The organism is Pseudomonas cichorii (assembly GCF_019719005.1).
GTDB classification, from domain to species: domain Bacteria; phylum Pseudomonadota; class Gammaproteobacteria; order Pseudomonadales; family Pseudomonadaceae; genus Aquipseudomonas; species Aquipseudomonas cichorii_E.
This window is the reverse complement of record NZ_JAIGPJ010000015.1, coordinates 1-15,969: the sequence shown is the minus strand read 5'-3', so window position 1 is coordinate 15,969 and position 15,969 is coordinate 1. Positions and strand designations below refer to the sequence as shown.

General features: G+C 56.9%; 19 protein-coding genes. 10 read left to right on the top strand and 9 right to left on the bottom strand.

The features are described 5' to 3' along the window. Window positions 1-2 precede the first annotated feature (2 nt). The 4 genes from K5D32_RS13175 to minC all read right to left on the bottom strand — a co-directional run bounded on the left by K5D32_RS13175 (window position 3) and on the right by minC (window position 2,774). Window positions 3-638 (bottom strand): RluA family pseudouridine synthase, encoded by a 636-nt coding sequence (locus K5D32_RS13175; protein WP_221575562.1) that lies wholly within the window; start codon window positions 636-638, stop codon window positions 3-5. A gap of 91 nt (window positions 639-729) precedes the next feature. Continuing rightward, entirely contained in the window at window positions 730-990 is a 261-nt protein-coding gene (gene minE, locus K5D32_RS13170; protein ID WP_025261136.1) for a cell division topological specificity factor MinE, read from the bottom strand. Continuing rightward, window positions 991-1,803, bottom strand: coding sequence for a septum site-determining protein MinD (gene minD / locus K5D32_RS13165; RefSeq protein ID WP_025261135.1), 813 nt, complete (start codon window positions 1,801-1,803; stop codon window positions 991-993). 230 nt (window positions 1,804-2,033) lie between these two features. After that, window positions 2,034-2,774 carry a septum site-determining protein MinC gene (gene minC, locus K5D32_RS13160; RefSeq protein WP_198725453.1) on the bottom strand — a complete coding sequence of 247 codons (741 nt, stop codon included), beginning with the start codon at window positions 2,772-2,774 and terminating at the stop codon, window positions 2,034-2,036. Window positions 2,775-2,895: 121 nt separating this feature from the next. Between minC and K5D32_RS13155 the strand changes: the two genes are divergently transcribed. Beyond that, entirely contained in the window at window positions 2,896-3,828 is a 933-nt protein-coding gene (locus K5D32_RS13155) for a lipid A biosynthesis lauroyl acyltransferase (RefSeq protein WP_221600578.1), read from the top strand. 33 nt (window positions 3,829-3,861) lie between these two features. Continuing rightward, window positions 3,862-5,046, top strand: a complete 1,185-nt coding sequence (locus tag K5D32_RS13150) for a patatin-like phospholipase family protein (protein WP_221594128.1) — start codon at window positions 3,862-3,864, stop codon at window positions 5,044-5,046. 65 nt (window positions 5,047-5,111) lie between these two features. Here K5D32_RS13150 and K5D32_RS13145 read toward each other — a convergent pair whose 3' ends face one another. Next, window positions 5,112-5,966 carry a pirin family protein gene (locus K5D32_RS13145; RefSeq protein ID WP_221600576.1) on the bottom strand — a complete coding sequence of 285 codons (855 nt, stop codon included), beginning with the start codon at window positions 5,964-5,966 and terminating at the stop codon, window positions 5,112-5,114. Between the two features lie 295 nt (window positions 5,967-6,261). Here K5D32_RS13145 and K5D32_RS13140 point away from each other — a divergent pair, with 295 nt between their 5' ends. Further along, window positions 6,262-6,621 carry a DUF805 domain-containing protein gene (locus K5D32_RS13140; RefSeq protein ID WP_221600573.1) on the top strand — a complete coding sequence of 120 codons (360 nt, stop codon included), beginning with the start codon at window positions 6,262-6,264 and terminating at the stop codon, window positions 6,619-6,621. Window positions 6,622-6,691: 70 nt separating this feature from the next. Here K5D32_RS13140 and K5D32_RS13135 read toward each other — a convergent pair whose 3' ends face one another. Next, a complete protein-coding gene (locus K5D32_RS13135; RefSeq protein ID WP_221575567.1) occupies window positions 6,692-7,504 on the bottom strand; it encodes a VacJ family lipoprotein in 813 nt (270 codons plus the stop codon). Beyond that, entirely contained in the window at window positions 7,497-8,795 is a 1,299-nt protein-coding gene (locus tag K5D32_RS13130) for a serine/threonine protein kinase (RefSeq protein ID WP_025261128.1), read from the bottom strand. The genes K5D32_RS13135 and K5D32_RS13130 overlap by 8 nt, the downstream gene beginning before the upstream one ends. Before the next feature lie 1,150 nt (window positions 8,796-9,945). Here K5D32_RS13130 and K5D32_RS13125 point away from each other — a divergent pair. The 3 genes from K5D32_RS13125 to K5D32_RS13115 all read left to right on the top strand — a co-directional run bounded on the left by K5D32_RS13125 (window position 9,946) and on the right by K5D32_RS13115 (window position 12,978). Further along, window positions 9,946-10,800 (top strand): glycine betaine ABC transporter substrate-binding protein, encoded by an 855-nt coding sequence (locus tag K5D32_RS13125; protein WP_198725467.1) that lies wholly within the window; start codon window positions 9,946-9,948, stop codon window positions 10,798-10,800. Between the two features lie 211 nt (window positions 10,801-11,011). Continuing rightward, window positions 11,012-11,323 (top strand): DUF485 domain-containing protein, encoded by a 312-nt coding sequence (locus K5D32_RS13120; RefSeq protein ID WP_221575568.1) that lies wholly within the window; start codon window positions 11,012-11,014, stop codon window positions 11,321-11,323. Beyond that, window positions 11,320-12,978: a cation acetate symporter gene (locus K5D32_RS13115; protein WP_221575569.1), complete on the top strand. Its 1,659-nt coding sequence runs from the start codon at window positions 11,320-11,322 to the stop codon at window positions 12,976-12,978. The genes K5D32_RS13120 and K5D32_RS13115 overlap by 4 nt, the downstream gene beginning before the upstream one ends. Before the next feature lie 71 nt (window positions 12,979-13,049). On the opposite strand, the gene K5D32_RS13110 is transcribed toward K5D32_RS13115, so the two are convergent. After that, a complete protein-coding gene (locus K5D32_RS13110; protein WP_038399964.1) occupies window positions 13,050-13,208 on the bottom strand; it encodes a DUF3309 family protein in 159 nt (52 codons plus the stop codon). Between the two features lie 311 nt (window positions 13,209-13,519). Between K5D32_RS13110 and K5D32_RS13105 the strand changes: the two genes are divergently transcribed. From K5D32_RS13105 to csrA, 4 genes are all read left to right on the top strand, one after another. Beyond that, window positions 13,520-13,897, top strand: coding sequence for a DUF2784 domain-containing protein (locus K5D32_RS13105; RefSeq protein WP_221594123.1), 378 nt, complete (start codon window positions 13,520-13,522; stop codon window positions 13,895-13,897). Between the two features lie 93 nt (window positions 13,898-13,990). After that, window positions 13,991-14,806: an SDR family oxidoreductase gene (locus K5D32_RS13100; RefSeq protein WP_095067436.1), complete on the top strand. Its 816-nt coding sequence runs from the start codon at window positions 13,991-13,993 to the stop codon at window positions 14,804-14,806. A 91-nt stretch (window positions 14,807-14,897) separates the two neighbouring features. Further along, complete coding sequence (locus K5D32_RS13095; protein WP_216703678.1) at window positions 14,898-15,230, top strand: YnfA family protein; 333 nt, start codon at window positions 14,898-14,900, stop codon at window positions 15,228-15,230. A 167-nt stretch (window positions 15,231-15,397) separates the two neighbouring features. Beyond that, window positions 15,398-15,601, top strand: a complete 204-nt coding sequence (gene csrA / locus K5D32_RS13090; RefSeq protein WP_025261121.1) for a carbon storage regulator CsrA — start codon at window positions 15,398-15,400, stop codon at window positions 15,599-15,601. A 3-nt stretch (window positions 15,602-15,604) separates the two neighbouring features. Here csrA and K5D32_RS13085 read toward each other — a convergent pair whose 3' ends face one another. Continuing rightward, the gene (locus K5D32_RS13085; RefSeq protein ID WP_221526883.1) at window positions 15,605-15,832 is read right to left on the bottom strand and encodes a YheU family protein; all 228 of its coding nucleotides are present in this window, start codon (window positions 15,830-15,832) and stop codon (window positions 15,605-15,607) included. Window positions 15,833-15,969: the final 137 nt, after the last annotated feature.

Below are 15,969 nucleotides of genomic sequence, written 5' to 3'. Positions count from 1 at the left end.
CATCAAAACGGTGCCGCACACTCGAACTTCAACCGCTCACCACTGACCGGATGAGTAAAGCTCAGCATGCTGGCATGCAGGCACAGGCGCGGATACGCAGCCAATGCCTCTGGATGGGCGTACAAACCATCACCCAGCAGCGGATGCCCGATGGACAGCATGTGTACACGCAACTGATGGGAGCGACCGGTGATCGGCGTGAGTTCCACGCGACAGTGAGTGTCGTAGCGCTCCACAATCTTCCAGAAGGTCAGCGCGTGCTTCCCGTGCTCATGATCCACCACATGCCGGGGCTTGGTCGGCGGGTCGTAGCGCAGTGGCAAGTCAATGCTGCCGCTGTCCAGGGTTGGCTGACCCCAGCACAGGGCGGTGTAAGCCTTTTCGGTTTCGCGGTCATGGAACTGGCGAGACAGCTCGCGGTGGGTATCGGCATCCCGTGCAAGCAGGATGATGCCGGACGTTTCCCAGTCCAGTCGGTGCACGATTCGGGCTTCGGGGTAGCCGTTTTCCTGCAGGCGGGTAATCAGGCAATCCTTGTTGTCGTCGGCACGACCTGGGACTGAAAGCAGTAATGTGGGTTTATCGATGACCAGAACGGCGGCGTCCTGGTGGATGATGCGGATGTTCGACAACGGCATGCAACGGCCTCGAAACGCTGTAAACGCCAACGGCGGTATGCGCGGCACTCCGAAAGAGGTGCCGCCCATACCGCCGTGGACAACTGCCTGATCAGCGATCTGGCAGGGTGATGTTGAGTTCCAGGATCGAACAGCTGCCCTGGTTCTCCAGAGCGACCTGTACCTGGTCTGACTCGATGTTGACGTATTTGCGGATCACTTCCACCAGTTCTTTCTGCAGGGCAGGAAGATAGTCTGGTGTCGGTGTGCTCCGCTGGCCGCGTTCGTGCGCCACGATGATCTGTAGACGCTCTTTCGCTACCGAGGCCGTGCTTTCTTTTTTGCGGTCACGAAAGAAGTCAAAAATATTCATTTAGCGGCCTCCAAAAAGACGCTCGAACCATCCTTTCTTCTGCACATCGACGAAACGATGAGCAACGTCCTTGCCCAGCAAACGATCGACCGCATCGCTGTACGCCTGACCGGCGTCGCTCTGGTCGTCGAGAATGACCGGGATACCCTGGTTGGAAGCCTTCAGGACCGCCTGGGATTCCGGGATCACGCCCAGCAGACGGATCGAGAGGATTTCTTCGACGTCTTCGACGCCCAACATTTCACCTTTGGTAACGCGCTCAGGATTGTAGCGGGTCAGCAGCAGGTGTTCCTTGATCGGGTCTTCGTTGCGCTCTGCGCGGCGCGACTTGCTGGCCAGCAGGCCCAGCATGCGGTCCGAGTCACGTACCGAAGAGACTTCCGGGTTGGTCACGACGATCGCTTCATCAGCGAAGTACATGGCCAGATGGGCGCCTTTTTCGATACCGGCAGGGGAGTCGCAGATCACGAACTCGAAGTTTTCTCTCAGCTCATCGAGGATCTTCTCGACGCCTTCGACGGTCAGCGCATCCTTGTCGCGGGTCTGGCTCGCTGCAAGCACGTAGAGGTTTTCCAGGCGCTTGTCTTTGATCAGGGCCTGAGTGAGTGTCGCTTCGCCGTTGACGACGTTGACGAAGTCGTACACCACGCGGCGCTCGCAACCCATGATCAGGTCCAGGTTACGCAAGCCGACGTCGAAGTCGACGATCACTGTTTTATGACCACGCAGAGCGAGGCCTGTGCCGATGGCGGCGCTGGTGGTGGTCTTGCCCACACCACCCTTGCCGGATGTAACCACGAGAATCTTGGCCAAGGTGTATCACCCCTAGAGGAAAAGGACAGTTAGTCCCTGAAGAGCATCCCTTGAAGCGACGTTAATCGAAGAATGACGGAAATCACGGAAGCTCGCCTTCAAAGATGGCGCTGAGCCACTACTTCGATGGGTGTAACCATCGAGAAACAGGTGTTTCTCCGGATTTCCTACAACCTTTACTACGTTTTCGCGACGAATCAGAGATGCTTTGAAAATTGCGGCAGTATCCGTTAAAGACGAATGATGTTCAACACGTCACCGGACAGGCTGACTTGTACCGCAGCACCCCAGAGAGGATCCCTGCGCAAGTCTTCGGAAACTTTGTATTGCCCGGCAATCGAAATCAGCTCGGCGCCCAGTTGTTGGCAAAAAATCCGTGCCTTGGTGTCGCCCTTGATGCCTGCCAGTGCCCTGCCGCGCATTGGGCCGTAAACATGGATGTTGCCATCGGCCAGAAGTTCCGCACCGGGGCTCACTGGTGCCACGACCACCAGGTCGCCGCCCTGGGCATAAATCTGCTGTCCGCCGCGCACGGGAGCGGTTATCACGCGAGTCGGCTTGATGGTGGGCTCAGGCGGTTTTTCGGGAATCTTTTTTGGCGCTTCTGCTTCCACTGGCTCCAGCACACGCTCCCGGGCGCCGGAAGGCGGCAGCACGGGAAGATCGACGGCAATGGCGGCGGCAATGTCTTCGATGCGGTTGGCCCGTATCGCCAGCGTGCGCAGGCCATGCTGACGGCAGACGCGCACCAGGCCGGGTAGATCCACCGTGCCTTCATTGGGTGCGAGCTTGTCCAGTGCCAGGATCAGCGGGGTATTGCTGAAGAAGTTCGGTGCCTGGGCGACCTTGGCCGCCAATTGGCGGTCCAGTGCGTCGAGGTTATTGCGGGCCAGCTCCATGACGGTAATGGCCAGCATGCTGCCTTTGAGCTGAAACACGGGGTCCGGGTTTTGCGATTCGATCTGGCTCATGGTCGGGATACACAACAGCTTGTCGCTAAAAGTGCCGAGACTTATAACGAGAACGCCCGCGAGCCGCAAGCCGGGTCGAACCGATGTAGAATGCGCAGCCTTTGTCCTGACGGAAGCTTAAATGGATCGCCCGCGTTTTAAAGCCAGTTTTCTTCACCCCCGTTTCTGGCCGCTGTGGCTGGGGCTGGGGCTCTTGTGGCTGATTGTCCAGTTACCGTTTCGAGTGCTGCTGGTGATCGGTCGCCTGCTGGGTGCGGCGATGTACTGCGTGGCCACTGATCGAAAATATATCGCCTCGCGCAATCTGGAGCTGTGTTTCCCGCATTTGTCCGCCGCTCAGCGCAAGCAGTTGCTCAAGGAAAACTTTGCCTCCACGGGCATTGCCTTCTTCGAAATGGCCATGAGCTGGTGGTGGTCCAGGGGCCGTTTGGCAAAGCTTGCCCACATCGAGGGGCTGGAGCATTTGCAGCGCGCCCAGCAACAGGGCGAGGGCGTGATTCTCATGGCCCTGCATTTCACCACCCTTGAGGTCGGTGCAGCCTTGCTGGGCCAGCAGCACACCATCGATGGCATGTATCGCGAACACAAGAACCCGTTGTTCGATTTCGTCCAGCGTCGTGGTCGCGAGCGGCACAACCTCGATTCACTGGCCGTCGAGCGCGAAGACGTGCGCGGCATGCTCAAGCTGCTGCGGGCAGGCCGGGCCATCTGGTATGCACCGGATCAGGACTACGGCGCCAAGCAGAGTGTGTTCGTGCCGCTGTTCGGCATTCAGGCCGCTACAGTGACGGCCACCAGCAAGTTCGCCAAATTGGGGCGCGCCCAGGTCGTGCCGTTCACCCAGCAACGCCTTGCAGACGGCAGTGGTTACAAGTTGGTGATTCATCCGCCGCTGACGGATTTCCCCGGCCAGAGCGATGAAGAGGATTGTTTGCGCATCAATCAGTGGGTTGAAATTGCCATCACTGAATGTCCGGAGCAATATCTCTGGGCGCATCGACGTTTTAAAAGTCGACCGGAGGGTGAACCGAAGCTATACAAAAAACATAAATAAAAAGAAATGGTTGTTCACTGAGGTCCGTTGTAGATGCCAGAGCGCGCAGTAGTGACAAATGCAGTGAACGAGAAAGAGTCGGTTACCGGTTTGATCCTGTCAGGAGGTGGCGCTCGTGCTGCTTATCAGGTCGGTGTACTGGCGGGGATTGCCGACCTCCTGCCAGCAGGCGCCGCCAACCCGTTTCCGGTGATCGTCGGCACCTCGGCCGGCGCTATCAATGCCGTGAAACTGGCCAGTGGCGCGTTGCACTTTCGTATCGCGATCCGCCAGTTGACGGAGTTCTGGCAGTCATTTCGCAGCCACCAGGTGCTGCGCAGCGACTGGCCTGGCGTGATTCGCCAGGCGGGGCGTTTTTTCGGGCGCAGCCTGACCGGGCTGGGCCGCGACATTCCTGTCGCGTTGCTCAACAGTTCGCCCTTGCGCGACCTGCTCGGCGAGCGGCTTGACCTGTCGGGTATCGATGCTGCCATCGACAGCAATCATTTGCGGGCTGTAGCGGTAACAGCCTTTGGCTACGAGTCCGGGCAGGCGGTGACCTTCTATCAGGGTGGCGGCACCATCGAACCCTGGTTGCGCCATCGACGCATCGGCCTGCCGACAGCATTGACCGTGGACCACCTGTTGGCCAGTTCGGCGATCCCGCTGCTGTTCGAACCGGTGAAAATCGGACATGAATACTTCGGCGATGGCGCGGTGCGGCAGTCGGCCCCCATCAGCCCGGCACTGCATCTGGGTGCCAATCGCGTGCTGGTGGTGGGTGTCAGCGGCAACCCGCGAGGCGTGCAGCCCAACAAGCAGATCCATCGGGCCACCAGCGGCATTCAACCGAGCCTGGCGCAAATCAGTGGCCACATGCTCAACAGCACCTTCATCGACAACCTGGAAAGCGATATTGAACTGCTTGAGCGACTGAACCTGATGAGTTCATTGCTGGCAGACGAGCAGGCCAGGCGCCAACCTGGCATGGCACCCGTGGAGGTCCTGGTGATTTCCCCGAGCCAGCCACTGGATGAAATCGCCGCCCGTCATCGCCACGAACTGCCACCGGCATTGCGCACCTTCCTGCGCGGCCCGGGTGCGACCAAGACTAGCGGCGCCAGCGTCCTGAGCTATCTGCTGTTCGAGGCGGGCTATTGCAGCGAACTGATCGACCTTGGTCGCCGCGATGCCATGGCTCAGCGGGACGAGTTGAAGCGGTTCTTGCGGTTGGAGTAAGCGTTTTTCGCGAATGAATTCGCTCCCACACAGTAGTAGCAATTCATTCGCGATGCTTCTTCCAGTCAGGCCGTCAACCGATCATCCCGGAAGTCCCGCAATGCCTGTTCGATCTCTTCGCGGGTATTCATCACGAATGGCCCGTATTGCACCACAGGCTCGCGCAAGGGTTTGCCGGCAATCAGCAGCACTCGCGCACCATTCGCACTGTTGATCTGCAACTCTCCGTCATCGGCCAACCGTACCAGACGGCTTGCGCCAACGGCCTGCGGGCAGCCTTCAACTTCGACAGTGCCTTCATACACATAGAGCAACGCCCGATGCCCCTCAGGAAGTCGCGGACTGATACTGCGGCCTGCGGGCAGGTGAAAGTCGAAATACTGCGGCTCGGTATCCGGCCGTTGCACGGCACCGTCCTGCTGAGCCTTCCCATCGTCAAACCGGCCTGCAATCACCACCACCTCAACACCGGCTTCGGTGGTCAGGCGCGGGATGTCTTGCGGCTGGATGTCTTGGTAACTGGCGTCCATCAACTTGTTCTTGCCCGGCAGATTCAGCCACAACTGAAAGCCGCGCATCACACCTTCTTCCTGCTCGGGCATCTCGCTGTGAATGATGCCCCGTGCCGCCGTCATCCACTGCACGCCGCCGCTCTGCAACAGACCGACATTGCCCATATGGTCTTCATGGCGCATGCGGCCTTCGAGCATATAGGTCACGGTTTCAAAGCCGCGATGCGGGTGCGGCGGGAAGCCGGCAATGTAGTCGTCCGGCTTGTCCGAACCGAACTCATCAAGCATCAGAAACGGATCGAACTGCTCGACCCCCTGGCCGCCAAATACCCGCGTCAGGCGCACACCGGCCCCGTCGGAAGTCGGTTGGCCAGCCTGGATCGACAGCACTTTACGAAATTGAGCCATGAAAAGGGCACTCCTGGTCAAGTGAGAATGGTGCCATCTTAGTGTGAATGCTTCGATTGATGGGTTTGATTTTTGGCGCACATAAATCAGCTTTTCTGATGATTAAAACAATCCGTGGGCTTTCGATGGCGTCCGAAGAATGGAGAGTCTTGGCTTTGTTGATTTTTCCTACGGATGTTTCGGAGGGTGACTGCATCCCTATTTTTTTAAATCGATAGATTGGTCGCCGCTAGAGGGGCCGTGGTCAGTCATTGACCACGGGATGCCAATACAGCCATCAAGAAGAGAAGCAGGGATGAATCATCTGTATAACACGTTTGCAAAAACATTCGATTTCAGTGGCCGGGCGTCAAGGATGGAATTCTTCGTCTTCGCCCTGCTTTGTATCGGGCTAGTCGCGGTGGCATTGGTGATTGATTTCAGTAACGACTGGTTTGATCCGAGCATAGGTCTCGGGCCTGCGACCGCTGTCCTGTTCGTGGCCATGTTCATAACCAATCTCTCTTTGACCGTCAGAAGGCTGCACGACATCAATCTCAGCGGCTGGTGTGTGTTTATTGGCCTTATTCCAATCCTGGGTCCGTTGTCCCAGATATCCTTGCTGTTTTTGCCGGGCACCAACGGTGTGAACGACTATGGTCCGGCACCTCACTGAAGTTTGACGGTGTCATGAAAAACGCCCGACCCAGGTAACCTGGGCCGGGCGTTTTTGATTGCCGCATTTGTTACTCGGCAATCTGCAACTTGCGCGACTCGGTATAGACGTAGCGCACTTTCTCGTACTCGAACGGCGAGTTCAGCTGGCCATAGCGGAAGCTGGTGACGTAACGGCGGTCGATGGCGCGCAGCAGGGTGATTTCCGGGTGGTCGCTGCTGACCTCGGCCACGTTCAGGAAGTTGATCTGGGTTTCGGCGGCGTAGTCGAACACCAGGCCACCGGTGTCACGCAGGTTCGACGGACCGAACAGTGGCAGTACCAGGTACGGGCCTGACGGTACGCCATAGAAGCCCAGGGTCTGGCCGAAGTCTTCGGTCTGGCGTGGCAGGCCCATCATGGTGGCCGGGTCCCACAGACCGGCGATGCCGATGGTGGTGTTGAGCAGCAGACGCCCGGTGGTCTGCATGGAACGTTGGCCCTTGAACTGCAGCAGGCTGTTCAGCAGGTTGGACACATCGCCCAGGTTGCTGAAGAAGTTGCTGACGCCGCTGCGCACGAAACCCGGTGTGATGTAGCGATAGCCGTTGACCGTTGGCAGGAAGACCCACTCATCGAAGCGGTAGTTGAAGTGGTAGACCCGACGGTTCCAGGACTCCAGCGGGTCGTAGACTTCCAGAGCGTTGATGGAGGCGCGCTCGAATTCGCGCTGGTCCAGGCCGGGATTGAACTGCAGCGATTTCAGCGGCTGGGTAAAACCATCGGCATCAAGGTTGCGCACCACGGTGGCAGGGTGCTGGGCTTTGTTGCTGGTGTCCGCGTCAGCGGCGTGGACAGTACCTGCGCACAATATGGCGGCAAGGAGCAAAAGACGTTTAGCCACGGAAGAACTCCAGCATGGCGTCACTGTTGACGCGGTAATTGATGTTGCCGCAATGGCCGCCGTATGGGTAAACGGTCAGGCGATCACCGAAGGTCTTGCGCAGGAAGCCCAGGTCACCCGAGCCCAGAATCACGTCGTCGGCGTTATGCATGACCGAGATCTTGGTGCTGGTGTGCAGGTAATCCTTGAGTGCATACAGGCTGACCTGATCCACGAGTTGCAACAGGCTGCCACCATCGGTGCGGGCGCGCCACATGGGGATGACTTGCTCTGTCAGGTAGCAGTCGAAGTCGCATTGCATGGCGCGTTTGAGGAACGGTGTCAGGCTGGTGCCTTCGGTAATCGGAAACTTGGGCGGGGTGATCAGGCCGCGACGGTTGATCAGGTCGGAAGTGAATGCAATGTCGGCCGACGAAAAACGGAACGAGGTGCCGATCAGCATCGCCATCTGTTCATTGGTCAGGTGCTGCTTGGACTGCTGGAAGTCATAGAGCAACGCATCGTTGAGGTCGATGTAGCCTCTCTGGCGGAAGTAGCGGGTCAGCTTGGCCAGTACCAGTTCATAGAACGTCGTGGTGTCGTTGATACCCTTGACGTTGGTCTGTACCAGCTTGTCCAGGTTGCTGATGGACGTATAAAGGTTGACCGGCGGGTTGAGCAGCAGGACTTTCTTGAAGTTGAAGCTGCGACGTGTTTCGTCCAGCTTGCTGACGAAGGCCGCATTGAGTGCGCCGAGGCTGTAACCGGTCAGGTAATACTCGGTCACCGGCAAGTCTGCCTGCTGGGCGCGGATGGCTTGCATTACCCGGTACAGGTCTTCGGCATCTTCCGTGGAGATCCCCGGCGTGGCAAAACGCGAAGCGGAACTCATGAAGTCGTAGCTGGTGGGCGAGGACAACTGCACGACGTGATAACCCGCGCCGTAATACAACTTCTTCAGGAACTCATTGAGGGTGCTGTTATAAGGCGCGCCGGTTCCGGCAATCAGGAAAATCAGCGGTGCTGCATGGTCTTGCCTGGCCAGGCGATAGCTCAGCTTTTTTACCGCCCAGAAATTGTCTGGCAGGATGAATTCGCGTTCCGGGTGCAGATTGAGCGTGTAGACGTCCTGATCGATATCTTCATCGTCAGGCAGTTCAGGGCGCATGTCCGGTGGAGTGGTCGCAATGGTCGCTTCAAACGGGTTAGTCAGCGGATAACCATAGGTGGCGGGATCAATGTTGGTCGCCAGAGCGGACGCACTCAAACATAAGCCACCTAAAACGGTAGCGAAGCGCAGAAAACGGAGCATGACTAAATCCCTTGGGAAAGAAGTGCTGGTGAGGTATGCAGCCTATGACCACCGGTGTAGTGCCAAAGTGCCCTATGAGCGAACGAACCTGTGTAAATCCAGCGAAACAATACACGTTCTGTGGAGCCTGGAATGTGCGTCCGTGCTTTTTTGTTATTTTTAATGTCGCAAAGGGGGGAATGACGTGTCTGTCTTGCAGCTTGCAGCTTGCAGCTGAAAAGCCAAAAACACGAAAGGAGAGCCTGGGCTCTCCTCCAATGTGTTTTTGCCTGCTCTTTTTATTTTTATAGGGCGGTCTGTTCTTGTTTTTGGTGACCAGTCCCTTTACTGCGTTCTTGTGTGATCCCCATCCGGGATCAAGAGCAAACGTATTTTTTTGAGCGCTGATTCACTTTAACCATGGGTCTGCACAACGTCATGGTCCAGCCGGTACGGGAAGCTACCTGAAGGTAGTTTTATTGTTCTCTGTCCGGTTGCGAGGCCTCTCGTTCAAGAGGTCCCTGTAAAGCCTATCCACTCCAAAAAAATCTGTTAGCTGCGCCTCTGTCCGTGTTGTTCTTGTTATGTCAGAGCCGTTTCGTGTTGTTCTTGTTGGTTTGCTACGTGTTTTTATTCTTGTTGTGCCAGAGAGATAGCAGAAGCTGTGCCAACTTTTTAAAGTCCTTTAAAAACAATGGTTTGAAAAATAACTCGGTAAAGCCCAAGGGCGAAAGGCAATGCGATTGTTTCCGTGTTACCCGTCTTGCGTGGCAGCTGGTCATGGGCGGTAACACATTCTGTTTCCCGGCCCTGAGTGAACCAGAACGGGGCAGAGGCCCATCCCGCAGTCCCGGCCCTGCAAGGGGGCGAGGGGGATCGCATGTTTTGTTTCATACAAAAACCAGACGGCTTTGCTGACGCTTTTCGTGAGCATTGTCGCTGATGGCTGTGTGGTGTCGTTTCCCGGTTCCTCCGTGTCGCTGACAGAGCATGTCCGATCTGCAGGCCGGTTGATTATCGAGAAGTTGATGTGATGCCTGTCATGGCGGGCGAGCACGACTGAAACGTGAAGGGCACCGTCTGCCCCAAAGCCGGGCATGACGGGCGACTCTGAAAAACAACGTTAATGCAGCCCGACATCCGTCGGCGCGCAACTTCCGGGGACGTGATGATGAATATGCGAAAAATTCTGGGGGCAGGTGCCGCGCTGGTACTGGCCGCCAGCTCCACGCTGGCCATTGCTGAAACCAAGACATTGACCATCGGCTACGTCGAAGGCTGGTCCGACAGTGTCGCCACGACCCACGTAGCCGCCGAAGTGCTCAAGGAAAAACTGGGCTATGACGTCAAGTTGCAATCCGTTGCAGCCGGGATCATGTGGCAGGCAGTGGCCACCGACAAGCTGGACATGATGCTGTCGGCCTGGTTGCCTGGCACTCATGGCGAGTACTACACCAAATACAAGGATCAGGTCGTGAACTACGGCCCGAACTTCAAGGACGCCAAGATCGGCCTGATCGTGCCGGAGTACGTCAAGGCCCAGACCATCGAAGACCTCAAGACCGATGATTCCTTCAAGAAGAAGATCACCGGGATCGATGCCGGCTCGGGCGTGATGCTCAAGACCGACCAGGCCATCAAGGACTACGGCCTTGACGGTTACAAGCTGCAGGCCAGTTCGGGAGCCGGGATGATTGCCGAGCTGACCCGTGCCGAGAAACGCAAGGAGTCCATCGTGGTCACCGGCTGGGTGCCGCACTGGATGTTCGCCAAGTGGAAACTGCGTTTTCTTGAAGACCCGAAAAGCGTATACGGCGCTGCTGAAACCGTCGACAACGTTGCCAGCCTGAGCCTGGAGAAGAAAGCGCCTGACGTCGTTGCCTTCCTGAAAAAATTCCAGTGGGAATCCAAGGACGAAATTGGTGAAGTGATGCTGGCGATTCAGGATGGCGCCAAACCTGATGCCGCGGCGAAGGAGTGGGTGGCCAAGCACCCTGAGCGTGTAGCCGCATGGACCGCTAAATAACAGCGAAGCCTCTGTATCGCATGGTTCAAGGCCATCTGCCATTTCTGGCAGATGGCCTTTTGTTTATCCGGGTTCGATGTGAACCTGCAAAAGTCCCTTGAAGTGCTTCAATGATTAATGTCGTTCTAATACTAAGGTCGTCTGGAGTACGTGCCGGACCTGACTAAAGTTGAAGACGTGACAACTCATCTGTGCTGCGAGGACAAAAACAATGAACGACAGCATTTACCTCTCGATTCAAAACAGCCCGCGCTTCAAGGAGCTGGTTTCCAAAAGAGAGCGGTTCGCCTGGATTCTTTCGGCGATCATGCTCGGGCTCTATGCCGCATTCATTCTCTTGATTGCGTATGGACCTCATATTCTGGGAGCCAAGATCAGTGCGACTTCAACCATTACGTGGGGCATGCCGATAGGGGTCGGCCTGATCATCTCGGCGTTCATTCTGACGGGGATCTACGTACGCCGTGCCAACAGTGAGTTCGACGAACTGAACGCTGCAGTCCTCAAGGAGGTTCAGCAATGATCCGTCGTCTCTCCGCGGCCTTGGGCCTTGCAGCATTCGCACCTGCTCTGATGGCAGCCGACGCCTTGACCGGCGCCGTGCAGAAGCAGCCCCTGAACGTGCCGGCGATCATCATGTTCGTGATGTTCGTGGCCTTCACCCTCTACATCACCTACTGGGCATCCAAGAAGAACAACTCGGCTTCCGACTACTACGCCGCAGGCGGCAAGATCACCGGTTTCCAGAACGGCCTTGCGATTGCAGGCGACTACATGTCGGCGGCGTCCTTCCTGGGTATTTCCGCACTGGTTTACACCTCTGGCTACGACGGCCTGATCTACTCGATCGGCTTCCTGGTGGGCTGGCCGATCATTCTGTTCCTGATCGCCGAACGCCTGCGTAATCTGGGCAAGTACACCTTCGCCGACGTGGCCTCCTATCGCCTGAAGCAGAAAGAGATTCGCACCCTGTCCGCCTGCGGTTCGCTGGTGGTGGTGGCGTTCTACCTGATTGCCCAGATGGTGGGTGCCGGTAAGCTGATCCAGCTGCTGTTCGGTCTGGACTACACCGTTGCGGTGATCCTGGTCGGTATCCTGATGTGCCTGTATGTGCTGTTCGGTGGCATGCTGGCGACTACCTGGGTACAGATCATCAAGGCAGTGATGCTGCTGTCGGGTGCTTCGTTCATGGCGCTGATGGTCATGAAGCACGTCAACTTCGACTTCAACCAGCTGTTCGCCCAGGCTGTTGCCGTTCACCCTAAAGGTGAGGCGATCATGAGCCCCGGCGGTCTGGTGAAAGACCCGATTTCGGCGTTCTCCCTCGGCCTGGCCCTGATGTTCGGTACTGCGGGTCTGCCGCACATCCTGATGCGCTTCTTCACCGTGAGCGATGCCAAGGAAGCCCGTAAGTCGGTGTTCTACGCCACCGGTTTCATCGGCTACTTCTACATCCTGACCTTCATCATCGGTTTTGGCGCGATCCTGCTGGTCAGCACCAACCCGGCGTTCAAGGATGCAGCAGGCGCCTTGATCGGCGGCAACAACATGGCAGCGGTGCATCTGTCCAACGCGGTCGGTGGCAGTCTGTTCCTGGGCTTCATCTCGGCGGTGGCATTCGCGACTATCCTGGCGGTGGTTGCGGGCCTGACTCTGGCCGGTGCGTCGGCAGTGTCCCATGACCTGTATGCCAGCGTGATCAAGAAAGGCAAGGCCAACGAGAAAGACGAGATCCGCGTTTCCAAGATGACGACTATCGCCCTGGCGGTCGTGGCCATCCTGTTGGGTATCGCCTTCGAGAGCCAGAACATCGCGTTCATGGTCGGCCTGGCGTTCTCTATCGCGGCCAGCTGTAACTTCCCGGTTCTGCTGCTCTCGATGTACTGGAAAAACCTGACCACCCGTGGCGCCATGATTGGCGGCTGGATGGGGCTGATCAGTGCTGTAGTGCTGATGGTGCTGGGTCCGACCATCTGGGTGCAGATCCTGCACAACCCGAAAGCCATCTTCCCGTATGAGTACCCGGCGCTGTTCTCCATCATCATCGCCTTCATCGGTATCTGGTTCTTCTCCATCACCGACAAGTCCAAGGCTGCAGACGAAGAGCGTGCGCTGTTCTACCCGCAATTCGTACGTTCGCAGACTGGTCTGGGTGCCAGCGGTGCATCGTCACACTAAGCTTGCAGGTTTCATCAGCGATAAAAAAAGCAGCCCATAAGGGCTGCTTTTTCATTGGGCGACCGATAAGGTCATATCCTGCCAAGCAATACCAGCACCAACAGAATGACCAGGATCGTACCGACAACACCCGAAGGACCGTAGCCCCAGTTACGGGAGTGCGGGAAGACCGGCAGACCACCGATCAGGATCAGAATCAGTACGATGATAAGAATCGTGCTTATGCCCATGATGAGTTCCTTCTTTTCGTCAGTGTCGAATGGCGTTTGCAGTTAAAGCAATGTTCAGCAGGTATATGATTTTCGCTGCTTGAATTATCCGACTGTTGCGAATCTTGAAAGGTTCTAAATATTTCACGGGTTTTTAATTTGTTTGAAAATTTCTTTTATATCAATGGCTTATATTTTTTTCGAGGTGTCTGATACCTGATTTTTACCGGTGATAATTATTGAACTTTTTCAGGGTTTATATGACGCCTTCTCCTGTTTCATGGCTGAATGATTGACCTGAAAACAATGGAACTTTTACACAGGATTGCACCATGCCTTATCGATTCGCTGCGGATGCCGTGGTCGTGTTTCATCTGCTGTTTATTCTGTTCGTGCTGTTTGGCGGTCTGCTGGTACTGCGCAGACCCTGGATCGGGTTTCTGCATGTCCCGGCCATGGTGTGGGGGGCTTCGGTGGAGTTCTTTCACCTGTATTGCCCGCTGACGCCCCTGGAAAACTCCCTGCGCCAGAAGGCCGGTCAGCAGGGTTATGACGGTGGCTTCATCGAGCATTACCTGATTCCGCTGATCTATCCGCCAGCGCTGACACCGCAGATCCAGTTGTGGCTGGGCGCAGTCGTGGTATCGATCAATGCCGCGATCTATGGCTGGCTGCTGATCCGCTTCGTGCGTCGTATCAGGCAGACATGAGGGGCCGGCATTCAGCGTCTTGATGGTGGCATTAGAGACCGTCAGCTGTGATTACACTCCAGACAACGTCCTGCAAACCACAAGGCACTCTCTATGCAAAATCGCATCATGATTACTGGCGCGGGCTCTGGTCTGGGCCGTGAAATTGCACTTCGCTGGGCTCGCGAAGGCTGGCGCCTGGCACTGTCCGACGTCAACGATGCCGGTTTGCAGGAAACCCTGGCCATGGTGCGCGAAGCCGGTGGCGAAGGCTTTACCCAGCGCTGCGATGTGCGCGACTACAGCCAGCTCATGGCCCTGGCGCAAGCCTGCGAAGAACGCTTTGGCGGCATCGATATCATCGTCAACAACGCCGGTGTGGCTTCGGGTGGTTTCTTCAGCGAGTTGTCCCTGGAAGATTGGGACTGGCAGATCGCAATCAACCTCATGGGCGTGGTCAAAGGCTGCAAGGCATTCCTGCCGCTGCTGGAGGCCAGCAAGGGCAAGATCATCAATATCGCTTCCATGGCGGCCTTGATGCAGGGGCCGGCCATGAGCAATTACAACGTCGCCAAGGCGGGTGTGGTGGCGCTGTCGGAAAGCCTGCTGGTTGAGCTGACCGAGCAGGGCGTCGGCGTGCATGTGGTCTGTCCGTCGTTCTTTCAGACCAACCTGCTGGACTCCTTCCGCGGCCCGACGCCTGCGATGAAAGCTCAGGTCGGCAAGCTGCTGGAAAGCTCGCCCATCAGCGCCAGTGACATTGCCGATTACATCTTCGACGAAGTCGCCAAGGGCGAGTTCATGATCCTGCCCCATGAGCAGGGGCGTGATGCCTGGACCTTGAAACGCAAGCATCCCCAGGCGCTCTATGACGAGATGACCACCATGTGCGCCAAGATGCGCGCCAAGGCCCGGCAGACGAAGGCCTGATCCGTTGCCCTGTCAGGGTTTGAAGGCCGGGGTCAGGAAAGTCTTTTTCTGCTAGGGTTCGGCCATTCAAACTCTGACTGACGAGACTGGCGTGCTCAATTACCTCTGGTTCTTCCTTGCGGCCCTGTTCGAGATATTCGGCTGTTATGCATTCTGGCTGTGGCTGCGTCAGGGCAAGAGTGCCTTGTGGGTCATTCCGGCACTCATCAGCCTGACGATCTTCGCCCTGTTGCTGACCCGGATCGAGTCAGCCTACGCAGGCCGTGCTTATGCGGCTTATGGCGGGATTTACATCATTGCGTCGATTGCCTGGCTGGGCGTGGTCGAGCGGGTCAGGCCCTTGAGCAGCGACTGGCTGGGTGTCGCCTTTTGCGTCATCGGCGCGACAATCATCCTGTTGGGGCCACGCTGGTCGGCGTCCTGAACGCCGGGGATATGGCAGTTTTCCTACTCGTTTGGTCTGCAAGTAAGACGTTTCCGACAGTGTGTTCTGGCGAGCTTGAAGGGCGTTACTGATTTGCCGCCGCCTCATTGAAGCGACCTTTTCGTGGGCGCACTCTGCACTCTTTGCAATAACAAGAGAGGCAGAAAATGCTTGTACTAACGCGGGAAATTGGCGAATCGTTTTCCATCGGTGACAACATCACCGTGCAGATTCTCGGGGTGAACGGCAATCAGGTCAGGCTCGGAATCGATGCCCCCAAAGACATCAAGATCCATCGCGCCGAAGTGTTCCGGCGCATTGCCCGAAAGCTCTCGCAGCAGGCCGCCGCTCCCGAGTCGCCTGCAGCCTGAGCCTTAGTCGAAATATTCTTTGGGCACATCGTGCTTTGGCATCAACTGGCATTGCTGGCTTTCAAGGTCGAAGAAAATCACTGCCTGACCTTTGCTCAAGGCATGACGCACCCGAAGCACGCGGGTTTGCAGAGGCGTATCGTCGCCATTGTCAGTGCCATCGCGGGTCACGAAATCTTCGATCAGGCGGGTCAGGGTGTCAGGTTCGAGTTGGTCGTAAGGGATCAGCATGCTGGTTCTCGTATCGGTAGCCCGCGATGATAGGCCTCTTCGCGACTGAAGTCGCTCCATACCCGTGTAATCAGATGGACTCGCCCCCGCCGAGGCGTCTATGCGCCACGGTGGCATCCTATAGATGTCAACGACAG

What these genes read in the sequence shown, in the direction of transcription:
- K5D32_RS13175 (WP_221575562.1), bottom strand. Translation starts at nt 638, where the DNA reads ATGCCGTTGTCGAACATCCGCATCATCCACCAGGACGCCGCCGTTCTG.
- minE (WP_025261136.1), bottom strand. Translation starts at nt 990, where the DNA reads ATGAATATTTTTGACTTCTTTCGTGACCGCAAAAAAGAAAGCACGGCC.
- minC (WP_198725453.1), bottom strand. Translation starts at nt 2,774, where the DNA reads ATGAGCCAGATCGAATCGCAAAACCCGGACCCCGTGTTTCAGCTCAAA.
- K5D32_RS13155 (WP_221600578.1), top strand. Translation starts at nt 2,896, where the DNA reads ATGGATCGCCCGCGTTTTAAAGCCAGTTTTCTTCACCCCCGTTTCTGG.
- K5D32_RS13150 (WP_221594128.1), top strand. Translation starts at nt 3,862, where the DNA reads ATGCCAGAGCGCGCAGTAGTGACAAATGCAGTGAACGAGAAAGAGTCG.
- K5D32_RS13145 (WP_221600576.1), bottom strand. Translation starts at nt 5,966, where the DNA reads ATGGCTCAATTTCGTAAAGTGCTGTCGATCCAGGCTGGCCAACCGACT.
- K5D32_RS13140 (WP_221600573.1), top strand. Translation starts at nt 6,262, where the DNA reads ATGAATCATCTGTATAACACGTTTGCAAAAACATTCGATTTCAGTGGC.
- K5D32_RS13130 (WP_025261128.1), bottom strand. Translation starts at nt 8,795, where the DNA reads ATGCTCCGTTTTCTGCGCTTCGCTACCGTTTTAGGTGGCTTATGTTTG.
- K5D32_RS13125 (WP_198725467.1), top strand. Translation starts at nt 9,946, where the DNA reads ATGAATATGCGAAAAATTCTGGGGGCAGGTGCCGCGCTGGTACTGGCC.
- K5D32_RS13120 (WP_221575568.1), top strand. Translation starts at nt 11,012, where the DNA reads ATGAACGACAGCATTTACCTCTCGATTCAAAACAGCCCGCGCTTCAAG.
- K5D32_RS13115 (WP_221575569.1), top strand. Translation starts at nt 11,320, where the DNA reads ATGATCCGTCGTCTCTCCGCGGCCTTGGGCCTTGCAGCATTCGCACCT.
- K5D32_RS13110 (WP_038399964.1), bottom strand. Translation starts at nt 13,208, where the DNA reads ATGGGCATAAGCACGATTCTTATCATCGTACTGATTCTGATCCTGATC.
- K5D32_RS13105 (WP_221594123.1), top strand. Translation starts at nt 13,520, where the DNA reads ATGCCTTATCGATTCGCTGCGGATGCCGTGGTCGTGTTTCATCTGCTG.
- K5D32_RS13100 (WP_095067436.1), top strand. Translation starts at nt 13,991, where the DNA reads ATGCAAAATCGCATCATGATTACTGGCGCGGGCTCTGGTCTGGGCCGT.
- csrA (WP_025261121.1), top strand. Translation starts at nt 15,398, where the DNA reads ATGCTTGTACTAACGCGGGAAATTGGCGAATCGTTTTCCATCGGTGAC.
- K5D32_RS13085 (WP_221526883.1), bottom strand. Translation starts at nt 15,832, where the DNA reads ATGCTGATCCCTTACGACCAACTCGAACCTGACACCCTGACCCGCCTG.